This window comes from Oligoflexia bacterium, from assembly GCA_034439615.1.
GTDB lineage: Bacteria > Bdellovibrionota > Bdellovibrionia > JABDDW01 > JABDDW01 > JAWXAT01.
Window position 1 is genome coordinate 14,415 of sequence record JAWXAT010000062.1, and the last position, 17,937, is coordinate 32,351.

Below are 17,937 nucleotides of genomic sequence, written 5' to 3' on the forward strand. Positions count from 1 at the left end.
TTATCTTGCCCTTCCTGTTCCGGGCGTGCTTCGTGGTGGGAGTCCTCCTTTATCTGAACAATAAGTTTCAATGTCGTCGCATGAATTTGCTTCCATAACTTTATCGCGAATAGCATCCAGTCTTGTGGCCGCATTATTTGTAACGCCTGGATTTACTCCTCGTTTACTGAGATCGCGCGATTCTCTTATATTATTAGAAAATTCTTTTTGAGTTTCATCTCGTTGTTGAGATGCTTCGGCAAGGGTTTCAGTTATTCTCTGTGAGCGAGCAGAAAACTGAGCTTGTAATGTTGCTGCATAAGTAGCGAGCTCACCTAATTGTCTTTGAAATTCTGTAAGTTTTTGCTCGAGAGCTCTTCTCAGAGTCTGTTCTGCAGATGATGCGGTATCGATGCTGCTTTTTAAGGTTTGGCTCACGAGTGCTGCCTGTTCTTTGATACTATTAATCTCAAGTTCGATGGCTCGAAGTTTGAGCTGTTTTTCTGCAAGTGCTTCATAGATGGCCGTTTTTGCTTCTTCGCTATTCATACATCGTTCTTTGTCTTGATCCCAGACTTGGTCGGGATTAGCTAGTGATTGGTTTAATAGAGCCTTAAAATTAGCAAAACTATTAGTACGTGCTCGAGCATTGGCTTTTCGTACTTCAAGTTTTTCATTTACATTTTTTGTGGCTTCCTTAGCACAGGCAAGTTTTGCTGCGTTTATAATACGATTGTATGAAATTTCCACATTTGCCTTTTCAATACCCTCGAGTTGCGCAAGTCTTTTCTTAAGTTCTGCTACTTGAGTCATAGCTTCTTTTAACTCTGGGCTTTTGTTTTTAAGTACTTCGGCCTCTTGTATAAATGTCGTAGTAGCTGCTTGCATTTCATTTCTGATTCGAGCCGCATCCTCACGTAAAGATTTTTCTTGCTCTGCGAATTGTTCTTTTGCTTGCTCAGCTTGTTCTTGAACCTCACGAAATCGTGATCTATCTGAGTCGCGGCGTGAGCGCAATGTATCTTCTTGCTTTTGAAGATAGTCGGCGCGTTCTTGTTCGCGCATTCCGCCGCAATAGCGTTTAAGTTTAGTTGGGTTGGAGGAAAAGCAGGAATTGAGTGCTTTTGCACACGTATCAACGCGACCTCCGGTACCCATAGGTATCTGATTAGCGCGACACGCACTTAGCGCAGCATCAGTTTTTGCTCGGCATGTTCGAATCTCAGTTAGGCAGTAAGTGCGTAGTTCGCTTTGTGCTTTTGTTTGTGTATCACGCAAATTGTTATTTCTTTCGGTCTGAAGCAAATAGCAAGCGTCATAATTTAGTGGCGGTGGTGTCTTTTTTTGTGGATTGCATGTTATATCTGGATCAGATGGAACAAAAGGAGCCAAATCTGTAGGTTCTCCGGGTTTGGGCGTCGCTGTTGGTGTTGCTGATGGTGTTTGTTGTGCTGAATTCGCTCGCGGTGACACCACAGTGAGTGATGCTAAAATCAAAAAACCAAAAAAAACATGTTTCATAAATTTCCCCTATAAACTCTTTTTAGCGCATTACCCTTAATAGCAATAAACTACAAAAACAGGGCCACCCACGTACTTACTAAATCGGCGTTTTCATTGAAGAAGTTGAGGGTCATGCAGCTTCGGTCTGGCTAGGCTTTAGCCGCATGTTAAAACGTCAGTCAAATCGACTATTTAAATGGTACCCGCAAAAAGGTAGCGCCAAACCTTTTATTAAGCCGCTTTACAAACTCTACCAAATATAGTAGATATTAGATCAGAGATGGGACGTGTTAGACGTGGTGGGTATATTATTGAGTGGTGGATTGGGGATCATTACCCGAAACACGTCCACGTTTATCGTGATGGGAAGCTGATTGCAAAGGTTCAGGTCCCCGGGCTTTTGGTTTTGACGGGTCAAATAAACAGGCGGCTACTCAAGATTTTGCAAGAGCTGGTACAGGAGAAAAAGATATGAAAACTGAAAAGCTAAAAAACGTAGAAGTTAATAACCGCAACAAGCAAATGGTTATCACCTACACCTCTGGCAAGAAAGTATCTTTGCACTATGGCCAACTTGGAATTAAAAAAAATATCAGTAAAGCATGGGTAGACGCTGAAACAGGAAAAAGAAGCATTGGCTTCGAGTTTGAAGATGGTTCCCAAGATTTTATGCCCTACGATCAACCATTGGCTCTAGTAAAAGATCCCGATTATTTACTCCAAACCGATATTGAAGTTTTAACTGCGAAAATCAAAGCAGAGTTGAAGAAACAAAACATTTCAAAAAGATTTTTAGCGCATCAACTTGATACATCTGATAATCAAGTTCAGCGACTTCTCAACCCAGAGATTCTTAATAAAAATTTAGAACAACTCTACCATATCGCTGCCATTCTTGGTCTTGAGTTTGAGTTAAAGCTCAACTCAGCTTCATAAAACCGAACTTTTTATGCCATTAAGACTTTAGCATTTTTGAAAGTTTTAGTTTCAGATCAATTCAGATTATCGGGATGACGGTTTGCAATTATTTTGATTGAACCCGAGGGTTCATACAGGTCAGCAATCTGAAGGATCCAGACTTTGAGCATAGAGAGAGTTTACTTTCTACCGCTTAAAACAATTCTATCTACATCAGCTGATTTCAATTTCATTTTTTTGGCGATTTTTCGTCCTTCCATCCTGATGGCGACCAAATCTCGATTAGCTAAATATTGTCTAAAGGCCTCTCTAAAAAGTTCTGAAATAGTACGGTGTTCTTCTTTGGCGATCTTTTGTACTTCCCTTTGCATATCAGGAGGAAGAGAAAGACTAATGACTTTTGCTGTTCTCATACATTCTCCGTTGTTAACAGTTAATAACTATTAATAACATAGTTGAAGCTCATTTTCAAGATATTATCCAAGCGATCTGTTAGTTCCAGATTCAGTTCAATTCATGACCGTTAATAAACCGATTCATATGCGTGAAGCCAAACTGATCAATGGCAGTTTTTGGTTATGCGATTTGCAAAGAAGTCTGAGATTGTCTATTGATGTTTCTCCTCCCAAAGCTAGGGGCCTGACATGATCGATCTCAAGACCATATTTTGAATCGCAAGATTTACCATCCATGGTTTGAAATGAGCATTGGGAATGATACTTCTGCCAAACTTTGCGTTTAAGCGCTGACGAAATGGTACGTTTGCATTTCTCGTTCGTACCAGAAGCGGAGCGGCGAACTTTTACTTGATTGTACTTTCGAGGCTCACGAACAGGATCAAGCTTTTGAGTCTCTTTTTTAACAAGCATCGCTAAAAGCTCACCTGTGGTGATACCAGGATGACTGTTAGAATAAATATTTTTAAGATTTTCAATTTCATCTAAAAACTCTAAAGGCACGTTGATTGTAATTTGCGCCAATTCTTTTGAAACTTGCCTGACCTTTTCAGGTGCGACAGGCATCACAGTCGCAACTTTAAAAATCTCTTTTTCACATTCTTTTACAGATTTATTCTCAAAACTCTCAAGTACTTCAATTTTCTTTTCTAAAGAAAACGCATTTTCAGCCTTTTTCTCTCTATTAAATAATGTGTGAGCCATAGACACAGACAACTTACCTTCATTAAGTTTTAATTCAAGTTCTGGAATTTCACCCAATAGTCTTGAGCTTGTAACTCTAATTTGAGTTTCAGCTTCGGTGTAGCCTAATTCTTTTATTCCAAATTTATAAATATTTGCATACCCATAATCAGCAAAGATTCTTCGCTTTTGAATAACATAGAAGTAATGAAGAATCTCACCCGTATTTTTACGTTCAATTGAAACGAGCTTTTTAAGCTCACCCACAACGTGTTTTGATTCTTCATTCATTAACTTTTAAACCAACTTTGTATTCATAATACCCCCAGACAAAAGAGAAGTTCTAAAATAAAAAAACTACGATTTAAAAATCGAAATTCAAAGCATACCGAACATTACTCGTAGCATGGGTTTTAAAACGACTTCTCTGAATCAAGATCAGATCAGTTTTGTGTGATGAATCTAACGCTCCCAAAGGGATGCCAGACATAGAAACTAAAGAGCTGAAACTTTTTTGGCATCTTTATATTAAAAAATTCAGTAATCACAGTTTTAGAAATTCAAATTTTACGTCAAGATAAAGTTTTTAATTGCACAAAATAATTTAATTCCTAAAAATAAAAATTTAATAAGGCAGACCTTTCTCCTAACTACCCGTCACCCAAGGCTGGGCACTTTACAGTGCAAGATCTTTCACCCCTCAATTCACTTGCGGTCACGCGTTATTCTATTGAACCAACGGCGTGTGCGTTTTGACCAAACTATTCAAGCAGGCTTAGAATTTAGAATTTCAAAGTCTTTTTTTGCTTTCCAAGCAGCAGAAAAACTTGAGTAGCATTTTCTTGCGAGTTCAGCTGTTGGAATGGTCGGGTTTTTTTCAAGCGCAGCTAAAAGGTCTGCTCTGTATGTGGATACAGTACATATGCGCGGCCAAGATATGACTAACGATGGCATCGGTATCTTAGAGATATACTTTTTTGATCCTTGATTATGAAATTAACTGAGACTCTGAATTATCCACCAGGTTCTTATTGCTTAGAGCTAAACTCCCTCGCTTGATCAAATCACTCGACAACGGAATATTTTAATAGTCTTTTAATAACAAGGCTCAAAGACTCACTGACTTTTTTTGGAGTTTACAAAACGCTTGGTGGCATTAGAGCTTCACCACACTTTGATGCTCTCTAACGCTGCCGGTGCAGTAGTTGATGACAATCAAGGTGTGGGCAGCCTGGTTCAAGGCCTCTTAACTTCTGAGGGCTATAGTGTACAGGATCTACTGACACAAAGAATGCAGCTTCATGAAAAACAGCTTGGATGCTAAGAAGTCTTTTGGAAGAATAGCGAAGCTGTTGAGGGAATTTTTGCCCATGAATTTCGTAAAAAGATTGCAAAATTAAGTAGGGTCTTTTGTGAACCTTTGCTACATTTATCTAATGAAGAATGGTTTAAATAACGACATTGATCTTTCTATGATTGAGTACAACCTGAGTTTAACTCCCGAAGAAAGGCTTAATAAACACCAGCATGCTTTTGAAACATTGCAAGAAATACTAAAAGCACGGGAAGAACTTAATGCAAAATCTAAATTCACTCCTCAAGATACTCCTCGAAAACAAAATTGATTTTGTACTTATTGGTGGCTACGCTGCAGTCCTCCACGGGGCTACTCAAGTCACCCAAGATGTAGATATTTGCGCGTTATTAAGTTCTGAGAATTTAGATAAATTTCGTATTGCTCTGAAAGACTTTGACCCCAGACATCGGATGAATCCTAGTTTCAAACCAAGTTTATTAGATTTTCCCTCTGTAAATCAAAAAACTGAAAATATGTACCTGACTACAACAATCGGCGTGTTAGATGTTCTTGAAAATGTGCAACCAATTGGTAATTTTGAACGTATAAAATCAAAGGCCATTACAGTTCCTTTGTTTGGCTTTTCTTGCAGTGTAATTTCACTCGATGATCTGATTGAAGTTAAAAAGTCGATGACTCGCGAAAAAGATAAAAGCATACTTAAAGAACTGCTTAACCTAAAGAACAGTAAAAAATAGTAGGTAGCGTTAGCAATCGATTGGTGCCCGTACGTTCCGTGAACGTAAAACACTAGCTTTTAAGGTGTCACGGGACTGCAAGCTTGGCTTTTGAACCAGCCAGTCCTATATCGTCGCTTATAGAGCGTGGTGAAGTTCAAGCTCAGTTAAAAAAACTTGGCGCCCTTCAGTGTGAACAGGTTTTTAATTGTATAGATAAAATTGAGAGAATGACCTGGGGCCCAAATCTACGCCACCTCATCGAAAGGTGCAGGACTAATTAAAATAAAAAAACAGGTTCACCATCGTAAGGCCGTGTTCATGCGAATTCTAAACCCCAATCTATAAGATCGGGGCTCATGTAACAGCTTTAGGCTTCTCGGCGGACCGAGCATGCTCACCACTGTCAGGGACAGCCCACAAAAGTGTGCTCGTAGGGTTTAAAATTTCTTAGAAAACCTCGTACCAGACAGTGAACCTTTCTTGATATTACCCCCATGAATATGTAGGGTCAACCGGTCATCTACGCATAGGGAGAAATAATGAATAAAAAAATGAAATTGGGCATGAGTTTTTTGGCGCTGTTTTTGCTTATTTGCGCCTTTGGTCTTGGTTGTAAAAAAAAGCCAATCGACGGTGCATATCACCACGTACTTTGGGAAAACCCAAAAAGCTTAGATCCGGCGCAATGCTCAGAAGCTAACGTGGGTGAGGCGTTGGGGCCAGTCTATGAGCCTCTGTTTCAGTATCATTATCTCAAGCGTCCATATCAACTCATACCACTTCTTGCTGAATCAATGCCCGTGTACTCAAAAGATGGTCTCACGGTCACAATTAAAATTAAAAAAGGTGTTCGCTATCAAGACGATGCTGCTTTTGCCGGTGGCAAGGGTCGCGAAATTACAGTGAATGATTTTATTTTTGCATTCAAACGCTTAGCAGATACAAAAGTTCTCTCTGATGGTTGGTGGACTCTCGACGGAAAAGTCGTTGGCCTAAATGAATGGCGCGATGAAAACTCAAAACTACCGGTGAGTGATTATTCAAAAGCTGTTGGGGGTTTGACGGCCGTTGATCCTTATACACTTGTGATTAAGCTTAAGAAAAAATATCCGCAACTCAACTATGTTTTAGCCATGATTTACACAGCTCCTGTTCCTCAAGAAGCTATTGTAAAATATGGTCTTGATTTTGCCATGCACCCAGTTGGTACGGGCCCCTTTGTGTTAAAAGAATTTGTTCGTAGTTCAAATTTAACTTATGAGAAAAATCCGAATTTTAGAGAAGAATATTTTCCTCAATCTGAAGGTCAAAAAGAAATCGACGGTGTAGACGTAAGTGATTTTGATTACGGAAAACGCTTGCCGCTCATCGATAAAATGGTAATTCACATTATTTTAGAAAAACAACCCATTTGGTTAAAACTTGTTTCAGGTCAACTTGATTGGGCCCGTGTTTTTAAAGATAATTTTAAAGATGCACTTACAGCAGATAATAAATTAGCACCTGAACTTTATAAAAAAGGAATCAGATTACAACGTATCGAAACATCTACATTTTGGTGGATCTCTTTCAATATGACTGACCCTGTTATCGGTGGAGAAAAAAATAAACTTATAAGAAAGGCCATGAGTCTTGCTTATGATGTGAAAAAAGATATCGAACTTTTTATTGGTGGCCAAGCATCACCTGCCAATCAAATGTTGGCGCCTGTGCTACAGGGTTACAACGCCAAGCTTTCACCAAAAGAATATAATATCGAAAAAGCAAAAGAGCTTTTAGTAAAAGCGGGTTACCCAGGCGCCAAAGGTATACCGACGATGGCGATTGATACTGAAGGTTCAAGTGAGCAACGTCAAATCGGTGAATTTTTTAAAGCCCAAATGGCCCTTATCGGTATCAATATTGAAATCAAAACTCACAGCAGACCTGAACTTTTTGACGTAAGAAAAAAGGGAAAGAGTCAAATCCATCGTTCAGGTTGGGGCATGGATTACCCTGATGCTGAAAACTATATTCAACTTTTGTATGGTCCAAATAAATCACCGGGGCCGAATGATTCAAATTTTCAAAATCCAGAATTTGATAAACTCTATGAGCAAATGTCAGGCATGGAACCATCTCCTGCACGACAAAAAATTATTGATCGCATGACAGAAATTTGGCTTGAAGAATCACCCTGGATACCCGTGCGTTATGATATGTACAATCTTGTGTATCCGGCATGGGTAAAAAACTATCTCTACGTGGATATCAACTACACCTATAACCGCTATTACCGCATTGATTTAGAGAAGAAAAAAGAACTGCTGAAGAATTTCTAAGTGATGGCGTTGAAATTCTAGGCCAAAGTGCTGTCTATATATTTTAACGCCACGACGATAAGTCGTTATGACTTGGCGTGAACTTGATTACATTTTTCCATTTGTTGTATTTAGCTACGGATTGATCGTCACTTTGGTGTTGCTCAATCCGAAGCTTGTAAAAATAGCCGAACAAAAATTGCCAAGTGAAATGTGGGCACAGTTCCAAGCCAAACGCACCTTGGCATTACTCTGCCTTGTCATAGGTGCTGTGTGGTCGCTTCAAAACATTTGGCTCGCATAAAGCCCGCAAAACCGCGCTGATTCAGTAAATCCGCCTTGACGATCACAACCCAGACAATTAAGTTCTTCACATGTCAGAACAACTCACACTTGATGAAATGCTCAATCTCAAAACCCAAGGGAATGAGCCTGCGCCCGCGCCAAAGAAAAAAACAATCACCAAAACACCAGCTGATGATAACATCTCTGCGCGTATCAGAGCCTTGGCTGAAGAAAAAAATAAAAATGAGTTGGTTTCAACAAAAAATACAATACCAGTATTGCCCGAAAAAAACACACTACCAGTATTGCCAGAAGCAGTAGCTGTTAAATCAGAACCTGAAGTCATTACAGTTTCTCAACTCAATAAATCTATTAAAGGAATTCTTGAAAAATCTTTTCCATTTATTTGGGTCAAAGGCGAAATAAGTAATCTCAAAATTCCATCTTCAGGGCATCTTTATTTCACACTCAAAGATGCTGGTGGGCAAGTACGCTCTGTCATGTTTAAAGGTTTTGCCCAAGCAATGAAATTTCGTCCAGAAGATGGAATGGAAGTACTCGTTCGTTGTCGAGTTACTGTTTACGAGCCACGTGGTGATTACCAACTTTTCTGTGAAGTTATGGAACCCGTTGGTTTTGGTGCACTTCAAGTTGCTTTTGAAAAACTTAAAGCTCAGTTGCAAAAAGAGGGGCTCTTTGACGTCGCCAGAAAAAAACAAATTCCCCCATTCCCAGCAAGAATTGCCATTATCACGTCTCCTACGGGAGCCGTCATTCGTGACATGCTCAATGTATTAGGCCGGCGTTTTGGTAAAGGGCTTGATATCACAATTCTTCCGTGTAGCGTTCAGGGTGATAAAGCGCCTGGTGAAATTGCAACGGCAATTAAACTTGTAGATAAAATGGGGCTAGATCGTTTTGACGTTCTTATTATTGGTCGCGGTGGGGGCTCACTTGAAGATCTTTGGGCTTTTAACACAGAAGAAGTTGCTCGCGCAGTGAGTGGGTGTCGTATTCCTACAATTTCAGCTGTGGGGCATGAGGTTGATTTTACGATTTGTGATTTTGTGGCTGATCTGCGCGCTCCGACTCCCTCTGCAGCTGCAGAGTTGGTTGTTAAAAACAAAGCAGATCTTCAAGAGCGTCTTCGACTATTAGCAAGTCAACTCACTCAGCAAATGATGAAAAAACTCCAACTCGTTAAGGCTCACGCGCAACAAACGGCGAAAAGATTAATTGATCCAAAACGAAGGCTTCAAGATCTCATGTTGAGATCTGATGAGTGGACCGAGCGCCTCTTGCAATCCATGCAGAGATTCATTCAGGATTCAGAACTTCAAGTGAAATTTTTGCTCGAACGTATGGGCACACCTGAAAAGCATTTAGAGTTGGCTGTTCAAAAACTAGTCTATGCTGACGAAAAACTAAGATTAGGTATGAATAAGTGTGTCGATAAGAAAAGAAGCGAATTTTCTTCTCTGGCTGCACTTTTTGACGGTCTAAGCCCCTTAAAGGTCTTAGGGCGCGGATATTCCATAGTTAAAAAGCAGGATCAAATCATCAAAAGTGCGGCTCAGGTCAACACGGGAGACCTGGTTCAGATAAGTCTTTCCGAGGGTGAACTCTCAGCAATAATCAAGTAAGGGTATTTTGACTTTTCAAACCCTTTCTGGCACTATCGGCCTTCAATTTTGTCTAATGATACTCACTGCTAGGAGGTCTTATGGACTTTGAGAAAAACCTAAAAAGGCTTGAAGAAATCGTGCATAAGCTCGAAGACGGCCAACTTCCTCTTGAAGAGTCCCTAAAGCTTTTTGAAGAGGGTGTTAAAATCTCAAGAACATGTAATCAAAAACTTACCGAAGCAGACAAGCGTGTGAAACTTCTTTTGAGCGTTAATGCTGACGGCTCTGAAAACACAAAAGATTTTATTAATGGTAATGACTGAAGTTCGTTTCGACGATCTCAAAAAAACCGTCGATCAATATATTCTCAATTACGGCCAAAAACTCTCGTTGAATGTGCCTGAGCGCGGAGCCACAGAGCTTGTGCGTTCCATGCAGTATTCAATGGAGTCTGGGGGGCATCGCATTCGCCCCATGCTTTCACTTCTCACAGCACAAGCTTTGGGAAAATCCTTTCAAGATGTTTTGCCCTTTGGATGCGCTGTTGAATTTGTGCATGGTTACTCACTTGTTCACGATGATCTACCTTGTATGGACGACGATGATTTTAGACGAGGCAAACCCTCAAATCATAAAGTATTCGGAGAAGCATTGGCTGTTTTAGCAGGCGATGCACTTCTCTCTGAAGCTTTTTTACTCGTGGCAGAGGCGTATGGAGATAATCCGGGGCTTGCATTAGCGCTCTCTAAAGATTTAGCCCAAGCTTCAAGTGCGCGGGGTTTAGTGGGTGGTCAGGCAACAGATCTTGTACTTAGAAATAAAACAATTGATCTTACTGAGCTTGAGCAACTTCATTTGAGAAAAACAGGCGCCCTTTTTCGAACAAGTGTGATGGGTGCTGCTACAATTTGTGGTGCTACATCTGCTCAAAAAGAAAGCCTTGAGATTTATGCGGCGAATTTAGGACTCACATTTCAAATTGCAGATGATATTTCAGATAAAACAGATAACGACGAACTTAGTTTTGTAAAAGCTGTTGGTCTCGATGGTGCACGCAAGCGCTGTGAAAAATTAGTAGCGCAGGCTCACGAAGCTTTGGCTTTATTTGGTTCGAATGCTGAGGGTTTAAAAAGTCTTGTCACATACGTGTATAAAAGAACGGAAATTCAATGAAGCTTTTAGAAACAATCAACAGCCCTGAAGATTTAAAACAACTCACTCAAGCGCAGTTGAGCGTTTACTCAGATGAGCTTCGCGAGTTTTTAATTCAGACGATGTCTAAAATCGGTGGTCATGTTGCTGCTAACTTAGGTGTGGTAGAACTCACAACAGCACTTCATTACGTATTTGATACACCTCATGATAAAATTGTTTGGGACGTCGGCCATCAATGTTACGCCCATAAAATTATCACAGGAAGACGCGATAAATTTCATACCATCAGACAAGATGGTGGTCTCTCGGGTTTTACAAAAATTTCAGAAAGCCCCTATGATGTTTTTGGTGCCGGTCATTCTTCAACATCTGTTAGTGCAGGTCTTGGAGTCGCAGAAGGTGAATGGCAAAATGGTACCGACAATCAGGTTGTATCAATTATTGGTGATGGTGCGCTTACGGCTGGTATTGCATACGAAGCGCTTAATCATGCGGGTCATCTCAGACGCCCCAATTACATCGTGATTTTTAATGATAATGAAATGAGCATATCTGAAAATGTCGGAGCTCTTGCGCAATTTTTTGGTAAACGAGTAAACAGTTCTCTTTATAATAATATGCGCGCAGAAATCAAAACAGCACTCAAGTCAGTATCAACGCGTGAGATGAATGTTTTTGAAAAAGTAAAACTTCTAAGTCATGTGGTGAAAGATCTTTTTTCAACGTCAAGTTTTTTTGAAGCTTTAGGTTTTAGATATGTGGGGCCAATAGATGGTCATAATGTTCCAGAACTTATCAGCACACTTAATAGTGTAAAAGAACTCAGTCGCGGTTCCATGGATAACGCTCGGGCAAACTTTGGTGTTCTTGGTTTTGAAGTAGATCCCCCTATTTTAGTTCACGTAAAAACAAAAAAGGGTCTCGGATTAAAAACCGCAGAACAACGCCCTGGTGATTTTCACGGTGTTACGGGTTTTTGTATGAATACCGGTGAGCCTACAAAAAAGCCCGCACAAGCACCAACATACACAAGTATTTTTTCTCAAACACTTTGTCGTTTGGCAGAGTCTGATTCAAAGATCGTAGCAGTTACGGCTGCTATGGCAGACGGCACTGGGCTGGGTAAATTTCAAAAACAATATCCTGAAAGATTTTACGACGTCGGTATTGCCGAACAACATGCTGTAACTTTCTCAGGCGCTATGAGTTTATCAGGGCTCAGACCAGCGGTAGCGATTTATTCTACATTTTTGCAGCGCGCTTATGATCAAGTTATTCACGACGTGGCTATTCAAAATATTCCACTGGCTTTGTTTTTAGATCGCGGTGGTCTTGTGGGTGCAGATGGTCCAACTCATCACGGCGTTTTTGATATGAGTTTTTTACGATGCATTCCTGGTGCGCATATTATGGCGCCAAAAGATGAAAACGAACTTCAACACATGGTTTACACCGCACTTTATTGTGAGAAACTTGCATCAGTGAGATTTCCTCGCGGTGAAGGTTATGGCGTAGCCCTTGATTCAAAACTGCAAATGCTGCCGTTGGGAAAATGTGAAAAACTCATCAATCACATCAAGCCTGAGGTTATTATTTGGGCTGCAGGTTCATGTGTGTACCCAGCTCTTGAGGCGGGTAAAGAACTTCAGGCTATGGGTGTGGCATGTGAAGTTGTGAATGCGCGTTTTATCAAACCACTGGATATCGAAGTATTATTAAAAGATGCAAGCCGTGCACAATTAATAGTCTCAGTAGAAGAAAATGCAGTTATCGGCGGGCTTGGCAGCGCTATTTTAGAAGGGCTTGCAACGCATCAAGTAATGATTCCAGTTTTAAATTTAGGTTTACCCGATGAATTTATTGAACATGGAAGTCTAGGGCGGTTGCGCACTTACTGTCATATCGATCAAAAATCTATCGTCAATGATACGCTTAAGCGTTTAGAGAAAATTTCAAATCGCAAAGTGAAACAACCTATTCTTGAAAAAGAAACCCACGAAGCTCCTGCCGTTACACATTAATAATTATGGGTTCTGAAAAAGAAAAAAAAGAGCGCGCGGATAAACTTCTGACAGATCAGGGTTTGGCGCGTTCACGCACACAAGCCCAAGCGCTTATTATGGCGGGTGTGGTTTGTCTCGGGGATCAGCTTATTAAAAAAGCTTCTGAGTTATTTCCTATCGATACTAAATTTCGAATCAAAGAAGGAGCTGTTCCGAAATATGTTTCTCGCGGTGGTGAGAAAATGGAAGGTGCCTTAGAGAATGCGGGTCTTAACGTAAAAGATTTTCGTGTTTTAGATGTTGGTATAAGCACTGGCGGTTTTTCTGACTGCTTATTACAAAAAGGTGCGCAATCAATATTGGGCCTTGATGTCGGAAAAAACCAGCTCGATTGGAAATTGCGAAATGACCCACGCGTTACAGCTTATGAGGGTATAAATGCACGAGCCCTTCCAGAGGGTCTTGTTGAGGGGCTCATAGGAGGCGGTTTTGATTTGGTGGTGATTGACGTTTCTTTTATTTCACTCACACTAGTCTTGCCGCAGACGATTAAGTATATGAAGCCTCAGGGGTATATGCTTGTCCTTATCAAGCCTCAATTTGAAGTGGATAAGGCTCAAGTGGGTAAAGGTGGAATTGTGAAAGATCCCTTGCTCCATCAACAAGTTCAAGAGAAAATAAAAAAGCTCAGCGAAAGTCTTGGGTTGGTTGATTTTAAAATTTTTGAAAGTCCTATTGAGGGAACAGATGGAAACAAAGAATTTTTTATTTTTGCTCGTCATCCTTAGTTTTATTTTATCCAGTTGCCAAACTGTACAACGTAAAAGTAGTCAACCCCCACCAACACCTGTGCCTGGTGTACAACCTGTAGAAGTAAAAGTAACACCCGGGCGCGTACTCCCTGTGGGAGTTTATTTAGGGCCTGGGGGAATGAGAACTTTTGCACACATCGGAGTTTTACGCGCACTTCAAAAAGCCAAAATTCCAGTGGTTGCTATTGGTGGTTTAGAATGGGGAGGTGTAATTGCCGCATCACACAGTCTTTCTCGCGGCGCCAACGAAGTAGAGTGGCAGATGATGAAACTTAAAAAAGATCAATTGCCAGAACAAACACTTTTAAAAAGATCACTTGAGCCAAAAGATTCTAGTCGGTTGTTTGATTTTTTACGCTTCGTATTTGCTGAACGTAGTTTAGAGAGCGGAGCTATTCCATTTAGTTGCCCAGCTTATGATGGTGAGCAAACACAGTTTATTACTCGAGGAAAAGCACGAGACGGATTAATGAAATGCGCCGTACTTCCTCCACTTTATAGTTTTTATCAATCTGAAGGTAAGCAGTGGATATCAGGAGCCGTGAGCCCAGGGGATTGGTCAGGTGAACTTAAAAAAGCGGGAGCACAATATATTATATTTGTAGATGTTGTGGGCCAAGGCCGCGTGCTTTCACAAGCCCAATACGGGGCAGATCCACAATTAAAAGCGCTATGGGCGGCAATTCGCGGGATTTCTAAACAACAAAGACAATTTGCTCAAATGACAATAGATGTGCCCATGGATATTGATTTGGGTGATTATGACAAGCGTCGCGATGCAATAGCAGCCGGTGAGAGGGTGGCCAGTGGTTCTGTGAATGATCTCTTGAAAGCCATTGGGGTAAACGAGTAAAATTATAGTCGCACTTTAAAGTGAACGAAAGAAGGATAAAGTAATGGTTAAGGGTCCAAAAGGCGGATTAGACATTTTCAAAAAACGCCAAAAAAAACTTCTTGAAAAAATCGGTGATGGTGTCGGAGTTATTTTTGCGCACCCTGAACAAATTAGAAATAACGACGTTCATCATAAGTATCGTCAAGACAGCACATTTTACTATCTCACTGGGTTTTCAGAGCCTGAAAGTGTTATTGTTTTTGATGCTTCAAGTCCGTCACCATTTACCATGTTTGTAAGACAAAAAGATGCAACACGTGAATTGTGGGATGGGTTTCGTTACGGTATTGACGGTGCTGCAGAATATTTCGGAGCAAATAAAGTTTACCCCATTGATGATCTTGTAAAAATTTTGCCTGAGCTTTTAAAAAATACGTCAAAAGTTTATTACAAATTAGGTGAGCAAAAAGAACATGACGAAATCATCATGACGGCTATTGATCACGCAAGGCGTAGTCGGGGGCGTAGTGGTTTGGGTCAACCAAACATTATTGATCTTAAACAAATCACTGGTGAAATGCGTTTGATTAAACAACCTGAAGAGATTGAACTCTTGCGCAAGGCCTGTGAGATCAGTGCCTATGGTCACATCGCTGCCATGCGCGCGTGTAAGCCCGGTGTAAATGAGTATGAAATTGAAGCTGAAGTTGAGCATGAATTTCGTAGGCGGGGTTCAGATCGTCTTGGCTACAACAGCATTGTAGGCTCAGGCCCAAACGCAACAGTTTTACATTATGTGTTTAACGATGATGTGTGCAAAAGAGAACATCTTTTACTAATCGATGCGGGTGCAGAGTTTGGCTATTTCACAGGCGATATTACGCGAACATTTCCGGTGGGTGGTACGTTTTCACCTGCTCAAAAAAAGTTTTATGATGTCGTGCTTAAAGTTCAAAAAGATTGCATTGAATTTGTAAAACCCGGTGTGAAGCTTGCCGACATTCATCAACGCGCCATTAAGGGTCTTATTGATGGGATGCTCTCTCTTGGTTTGATGAAAGGCTCTGCAAAAGATATTTACGAGAAAAAAGAATACATAAAATATTATCCTCACGGCACAGGTCACTGGCTCGGGATGGATGTTCATGATTCAGGTCTTTATAGTATTGATGGTGAACCCAGAGCTTTAGAGCCTGGAATGTGTTTTACAATTGAGCCTGGTCTGTATGTTCCAGAAAATGATAAAGACGCGCCTGCAGAATTTCGTGGAATGGGTGTTCGTATAGAAGACGATATTCTTGTGACATCAAAGGGCTGTGAGGTGCTTACAAAACTTGCGCCTAAAGAAACTCATGAGATCGAGGCCATTTTAGGAAAATCTGTTTAGGCTAATTGAGAGTTAAAAATCTGAACGGGCCAGCCGCGTTGTTGGGCTGCCGCCATGAGTTTTTTCTCACTTATTTCTACCTCTTTTCGATGTGGCTGATAAATAATCGAAAGTGGAAGCTCTGTTGCAAGCTCTAAAATATCAAGATCACCATGGGAGTTGCCTGCAACCAGTTGTGGTTTTGATTTTAATTTTTTTTCCACCCAATATTTTTTTCCACTTCGATAGGGTACGGGTGTGATGATTTTATCTGTGAGTATTCCGTCAGCAGTTACACTTACTTCTGTGCCGATAAGTCTATCGTTGGGTAATCCTAAATCTTTAAGTAATGGAGCAACGGCCCATCGAATGCTGGCGCTACAAATCCATACATCAAAACTATTTTTTTTAAGATCAGCGATTAGTTTTTTTACAGGTTGATGAATTTTTTTTCTAAAACCCAGTTCATAGCAATCTTGGGCTTGTCTTGCCATTTCTTGTTCACTGAGACCTGCGTTGATCTGCGCAAGCCATCCATAAGATGCGTCGGGGTCATTTTCTTCGAGATTAAAATACTGTTTAAGAGGGTCAGAAATACCCCTAAGGCCAGGTGCTGATTGATTTTTAACTTGGTATTTAAAAAACCCCTCACCAATATCGTCATGCCAGAGCGTGCCATCAACGTCAAAAACAGCTGACTTATTAGATGTAGTAGTCGAGAGGACTTGCTCAATTTTGATTTTGATTTCTGAAAACCAATCATTTCCATTCATATTATAGAAGTTCCCACGCAAATAACCCTTTGACAAGTTGTAGAACTGATCACATAAATGATTTTGTACATTAATAATCACAATATTGGGAATAAACTATGCATGGTTGGCATGATGTTTTGTGGGCAGGACCAGCGGTAATTTTAGCCGCTATCATTATTGGTTGGGGCGCTGAAACGGCGCAAGTATATATCAGTCAGGGCCTGGCTTTGGCCGTACTTGCCTGGCTTCAAACCCTACCTGAGTTTGCAGTTGAGGCTGTTGTCGCCTGGAATCAAAGACAAGATCTCATGATTGCGAATCTTTCAGGGTCGCTTAGGCTACTTGTCGGTTTGGGGTGGCCACTTATTTATTTTACTTACGCCATTTTGGGTAAGGGCCGAAGAGACGGAAAATGGCCGGTTATTAAACTAGCTGCGCATAATGGCCTAGAGGTTTTAGTACTGTTTTTAGGAACTCTGTATTTTGGAGTTGTTTGGCTTAAACAGACACTCACCGTTCTTGATGGGGCGCTTCTTTTTTGTATTTATTTTTTCTATCTCTGGAAGTTATCGAGCATGCCCACCGGTGGTCATGAAGATGTAGAAGATCTTCCTTGGGTCGGTAAAAAAATTATTAAAATGAGCCCTACACTCAGAAATATTTCAATTCTCAGTATTTTTGTAGCAGGCGGATTTATTTTACAATATGCAGCTCACCCTTTTCTAAACGGATTAGAAGCTGTAGCTGTAATGTATGGCATTTCAACATTCGTATTTATTCAATGGTGCGCGCCATTTGTTAGTGAATTTCCTGAAAAGATAACTGCTTTTCAATGGGCACGTAAAGGTGGGCGCAAAGTAACAATGGCCATGTTAAATATGGTGAGCTCCAATATTGTTCAATGGACAATGATGGCCGGTATGCTTCCTATGATTTACAGTGTTTCTAAGGGTGAAATAACGAGTATTTATTTTGATCAACATCAAGAAACAGAAATTTTACTGACGATACTCCAATCATTTCTTTCAGTTTTATTCTTAATGGATCTTGAGTTTCATTTTTGGGATGCGTTTGGATTATTTTTATTGTGGGCTATTCAGTTTTTTGTACCCGATTTCCGCGAAGAGATTATGTATGTTTATGGAATCTGGATTATTGCTGAAATATTCATATTAGCGCGCAATAAAAAACTCACATACGCGATTAGTAAGTATAGAGGCTAAAT

General features: G+C 40.5%; 19 protein-coding genes and 1 other RNA gene. 14 read left to right on the forward strand and 6 right to left on the reverse strand.

Annotated features, from left to right (window positions below; genetic code table 11):
- Complete coding sequence (locus SGI74_14120) at positions 1-1,500, reverse strand: hypothetical protein (protein MDZ4678630.1); 1,500 nt, start codon at positions 1,498-1,500, stop codon at positions 1-3.
- A gap of 453 nt (positions 1,501-1,953) precedes the next feature.
- Between SGI74_14120 and SGI74_14125 the strand changes: the two genes are divergently transcribed.
- On the forward strand, positions 1,954-2,418 hold the full coding sequence (locus SGI74_14125) for a hypothetical protein (protein MDZ4678631.1): 465 nt from the start codon (positions 1,954-1,956) through the stop codon (positions 2,416-2,418).
- 161 nt (positions 2,419-2,579) lie between these two features.
- On the opposite strand, the gene SGI74_14130 is transcribed toward SGI74_14125, so the two are convergent.
- The 3 genes from SGI74_14130 to SGI74_14140 all read right to left on the reverse strand — a co-directional run bounded on the left by SGI74_14130 (position 2,580) and on the right by SGI74_14140 (position 4,493).
- Complete coding sequence (locus SGI74_14130; protein MDZ4678632.1) at positions 2,580-2,813, reverse strand: ribbon-helix-helix protein, CopG family; 234 nt, start codon at positions 2,811-2,813, stop codon at positions 2,580-2,582.
- 123 nt (positions 2,814-2,936) lie between these two features.
- Positions 2,937-3,830, reverse strand: a complete 894-nt coding sequence (locus tag SGI74_14135; GenBank protein ID MDZ4678633.1) for an HNH endonuclease signature motif containing protein — start codon at positions 3,828-3,830, stop codon at positions 2,937-2,939.
- 474 nt (positions 3,831-4,304) lie between these two features.
- Positions 4,305-4,493: a hypothetical protein gene (locus tag SGI74_14140; protein ID MDZ4678634.1), complete on the reverse strand. Its 189-nt coding sequence runs from the start codon at positions 4,491-4,493 to the stop codon at positions 4,305-4,307.
- Between the two features lie 175 nt (positions 4,494-4,668).
- Between SGI74_14140 and SGI74_14145 the strand changes: the two genes are divergently transcribed.
- The 3 genes from SGI74_14145 to SGI74_14155 all read left to right on the forward strand — a co-directional run bounded on the left by SGI74_14145 (position 4,669) and on the right by SGI74_14155 (position 5,594).
- Positions 4,669-4,863 (forward strand): hypothetical protein, encoded by a 195-nt coding sequence (locus SGI74_14145; GenBank protein ID MDZ4678635.1) that lies wholly within the window; start codon positions 4,669-4,671, stop codon positions 4,861-4,863.
- A gap of 112 nt (positions 4,864-4,975) precedes the next feature.
- Complete coding sequence (locus SGI74_14150) at positions 4,976-5,164, forward strand: hypothetical protein (GenBank protein MDZ4678636.1); 189 nt, start codon at positions 4,976-4,978, stop codon at positions 5,162-5,164.
- Complete coding sequence (locus SGI74_14155) at positions 5,115-5,594, forward strand: nucleotidyltransferase (protein MDZ4678637.1); 480 nt, start codon at positions 5,115-5,117, stop codon at positions 5,592-5,594. The genes SGI74_14150 and SGI74_14155 overlap by 50 nt, the downstream gene beginning before the upstream one ends.
- 274 nt (positions 5,595-5,868) lie before the next feature.
- Here the strand turns inward: SGI74_14155 and ssrS are convergent.
- A non-coding RNA gene (gene ssrS / locus SGI74_14160) (6S RNA) lies at positions 5,869-6,052 on the reverse strand.
- A gap of 63 nt (positions 6,053-6,115) precedes the next feature.
- On the opposite strand from ssrS, the gene SGI74_14165 reads away from it, so the two are divergent.
- The 9 genes from SGI74_14165 to SGI74_14205 all read left to right on the forward strand — a co-directional run bounded on the left by SGI74_14165 (position 6,116) and on the right by SGI74_14205 (position 15,978).
- Entirely contained in the window at positions 6,116-7,897 is a 1,782-nt protein-coding gene (locus tag SGI74_14165; GenBank protein MDZ4678638.1) for an ABC transporter substrate-binding protein, read from the forward strand.
- Positions 7,898-7,964: 67 nt separating this feature from the next.
- A complete protein-coding gene (locus SGI74_14170) occupies positions 7,965-8,180 on the forward strand; it encodes a hypothetical protein (GenBank protein MDZ4678639.1) in 216 nt (71 codons plus the stop codon).
- Positions 8,181-8,250: 70 nt separating this feature from the next.
- Positions 8,251-9,804, forward strand: coding sequence for an exodeoxyribonuclease VII large subunit (xseA, locus tag SGI74_14175; GenBank protein MDZ4678640.1), 1,554 nt, complete (start codon positions 8,251-8,253; stop codon positions 9,802-9,804).
- A gap of 80 nt (positions 9,805-9,884) precedes the next feature.
- Entirely contained in the window at positions 9,885-10,109 is a 225-nt protein-coding gene (gene xseB / locus SGI74_14180; protein MDZ4678641.1) for an exodeoxyribonuclease VII small subunit, read from the forward strand.
- Positions 10,102-10,959 (forward strand): polyprenyl synthetase family protein, encoded by an 858-nt coding sequence (locus tag SGI74_14185; protein MDZ4678642.1) that lies wholly within the window; start codon positions 10,102-10,104, stop codon positions 10,957-10,959. Before xseB ends, SGI74_14185 begins: the two co-directional genes overlap by 8 nt.
- Complete coding sequence (gene dxs / locus SGI74_14190; protein MDZ4678643.1) at positions 10,956-12,962, forward strand: 1-deoxy-D-xylulose-5-phosphate synthase; 2,007 nt, start codon at positions 10,956-10,958, stop codon at positions 12,960-12,962. Before SGI74_14185 ends, dxs begins: the two co-directional genes overlap by 4 nt.
- A 5-nt stretch (positions 12,963-12,967) precedes the next feature.
- Positions 12,968-13,732, forward strand: coding sequence for a TlyA family RNA methyltransferase (locus SGI74_14195; GenBank protein ID MDZ4678644.1), 765 nt, complete (start codon positions 12,968-12,970; stop codon positions 13,730-13,732).
- Entirely contained in the window at positions 13,692-14,609 is a 918-nt protein-coding gene (locus tag SGI74_14200; protein MDZ4678645.1) for a hypothetical protein, read from the forward strand. Before SGI74_14195 ends, SGI74_14200 begins: the two co-directional genes overlap by 41 nt.
- 43 nt (positions 14,610-14,652) lie before the next feature.
- Positions 14,653-15,978 carry an aminopeptidase P N-terminal domain-containing protein gene (locus SGI74_14205; protein MDZ4678646.1) on the forward strand — a complete coding sequence of 442 codons (1,326 nt, stop codon included), beginning with the start codon at positions 14,653-14,655 and terminating at the stop codon, positions 15,976-15,978.
- Here the strand turns inward: SGI74_14205 and SGI74_14210 are convergent.
- Positions 15,975-16,730 carry an HAD family hydrolase gene (locus tag SGI74_14210; protein ID MDZ4678647.1) on the reverse strand — a complete coding sequence of 252 codons (756 nt, stop codon included), beginning with the start codon at positions 16,728-16,730 and terminating at the stop codon, positions 15,975-15,977. The two genes, SGI74_14205 and SGI74_14210, sit on opposite strands and share 4 nt — an antisense overlap.
- A gap of 98 nt (positions 16,731-16,828) precedes the next feature.
- Between SGI74_14210 and SGI74_14215 the strand changes: the two genes are divergently transcribed.
- Positions 16,829-17,935: a hypothetical protein gene (locus SGI74_14215; GenBank protein MDZ4678648.1), complete on the forward strand. Its 1,107-nt coding sequence runs from the start codon at positions 16,829-16,831 to the stop codon at positions 17,933-17,935.
- Positions 17,936-17,937 lie beyond the last annotated feature (2 nt).

Coding starts and splice junctions, on each gene's coding strand:
- SGI74_14120 (MDZ4678630.1), bottom strand. CDS start 1,500: ATGAAACATGTTTTTTTTGGTTTTTTGATTTTAGCATCACTCACTGTG.
- SGI74_14125 (MDZ4678631.1), top strand. CDS start 1,954: ATGAAAACTGAAAAGCTAAAAAACGTAGAAGTTAATAACCGCAACAAG.
- SGI74_14130 (MDZ4678632.1), bottom strand. CDS start 2,813: ATGAGAACAGCAAAAGTCATTAGTCTTTCTCTTCCTCCTGATATGCAA.
- SGI74_14135 (MDZ4678633.1), bottom strand. CDS start 3,830: ATGAATGAAGAATCAAAACACGTTGTGGGTGAGCTTAAAAAGCTCGTT.
- SGI74_14140 (MDZ4678634.1), bottom strand. CDS start 4,493: ATGCCATCGTTAGTCATATCTTGGCCGCGCATATGTACTGTATCCACA.
- SGI74_14150 (MDZ4678636.1), top strand. CDS start 4,976: ATGAAGAATGGTTTAAATAACGACATTGATCTTTCTATGATTGAGTAC.
- SGI74_14155 (MDZ4678637.1), top strand. CDS start 5,115: ATGCAAAATCTAAATTCACTCCTCAAGATACTCCTCGAAAACAAAATT.
- SGI74_14165 (MDZ4678638.1), top strand. CDS start 6,116: ATGAATAAAAAAATGAAATTGGGCATGAGTTTTTTGGCGCTGTTTTTG.
- SGI74_14170 (MDZ4678639.1), top strand. CDS start 7,965: ATGACTTGGCGTGAACTTGATTACATTTTTCCATTTGTTGTATTTAGC.
- xseA (MDZ4678640.1), top strand. CDS start 8,251: ATGTCAGAACAACTCACACTTGATGAAATGCTCAATCTCAAAACCCAA.
- xseB (MDZ4678641.1), top strand. CDS start 9,885: ATGGACTTTGAGAAAAACCTAAAAAGGCTTGAAGAAATCGTGCATAAG.
- SGI74_14185 (MDZ4678642.1), top strand. CDS start 10,102: ATGACTGAAGTTCGTTTCGACGATCTCAAAAAAACCGTCGATCAATAT.
- dxs (MDZ4678643.1), top strand. CDS start 10,956: ATGAAGCTTTTAGAAACAATCAACAGCCCTGAAGATTTAAAACAACTC.
- SGI74_14195 (MDZ4678644.1), top strand. CDS start 12,968: ATGGGTTCTGAAAAAGAAAAAAAAGAGCGCGCGGATAAACTTCTGACA.
- SGI74_14200 (MDZ4678645.1), top strand. CDS start 13,692: ATGGAAACAAAGAATTTTTTATTTTTGCTCGTCATCCTTAGTTTTATT.
- SGI74_14205 (MDZ4678646.1), top strand. CDS start 14,653: ATGGTTAAGGGTCCAAAAGGCGGATTAGACATTTTCAAAAAACGCCAA.
- SGI74_14210 (MDZ4678647.1), bottom strand. CDS start 16,730: ATGAATGGAAATGATTGGTTTTCAGAAATCAAAATCAAAATTGAGCAA.
- SGI74_14215 (MDZ4678648.1), top strand. CDS start 16,829: ATGCATGGTTGGCATGATGTTTTGTGGGCAGGACCAGCGGTAATTTTA.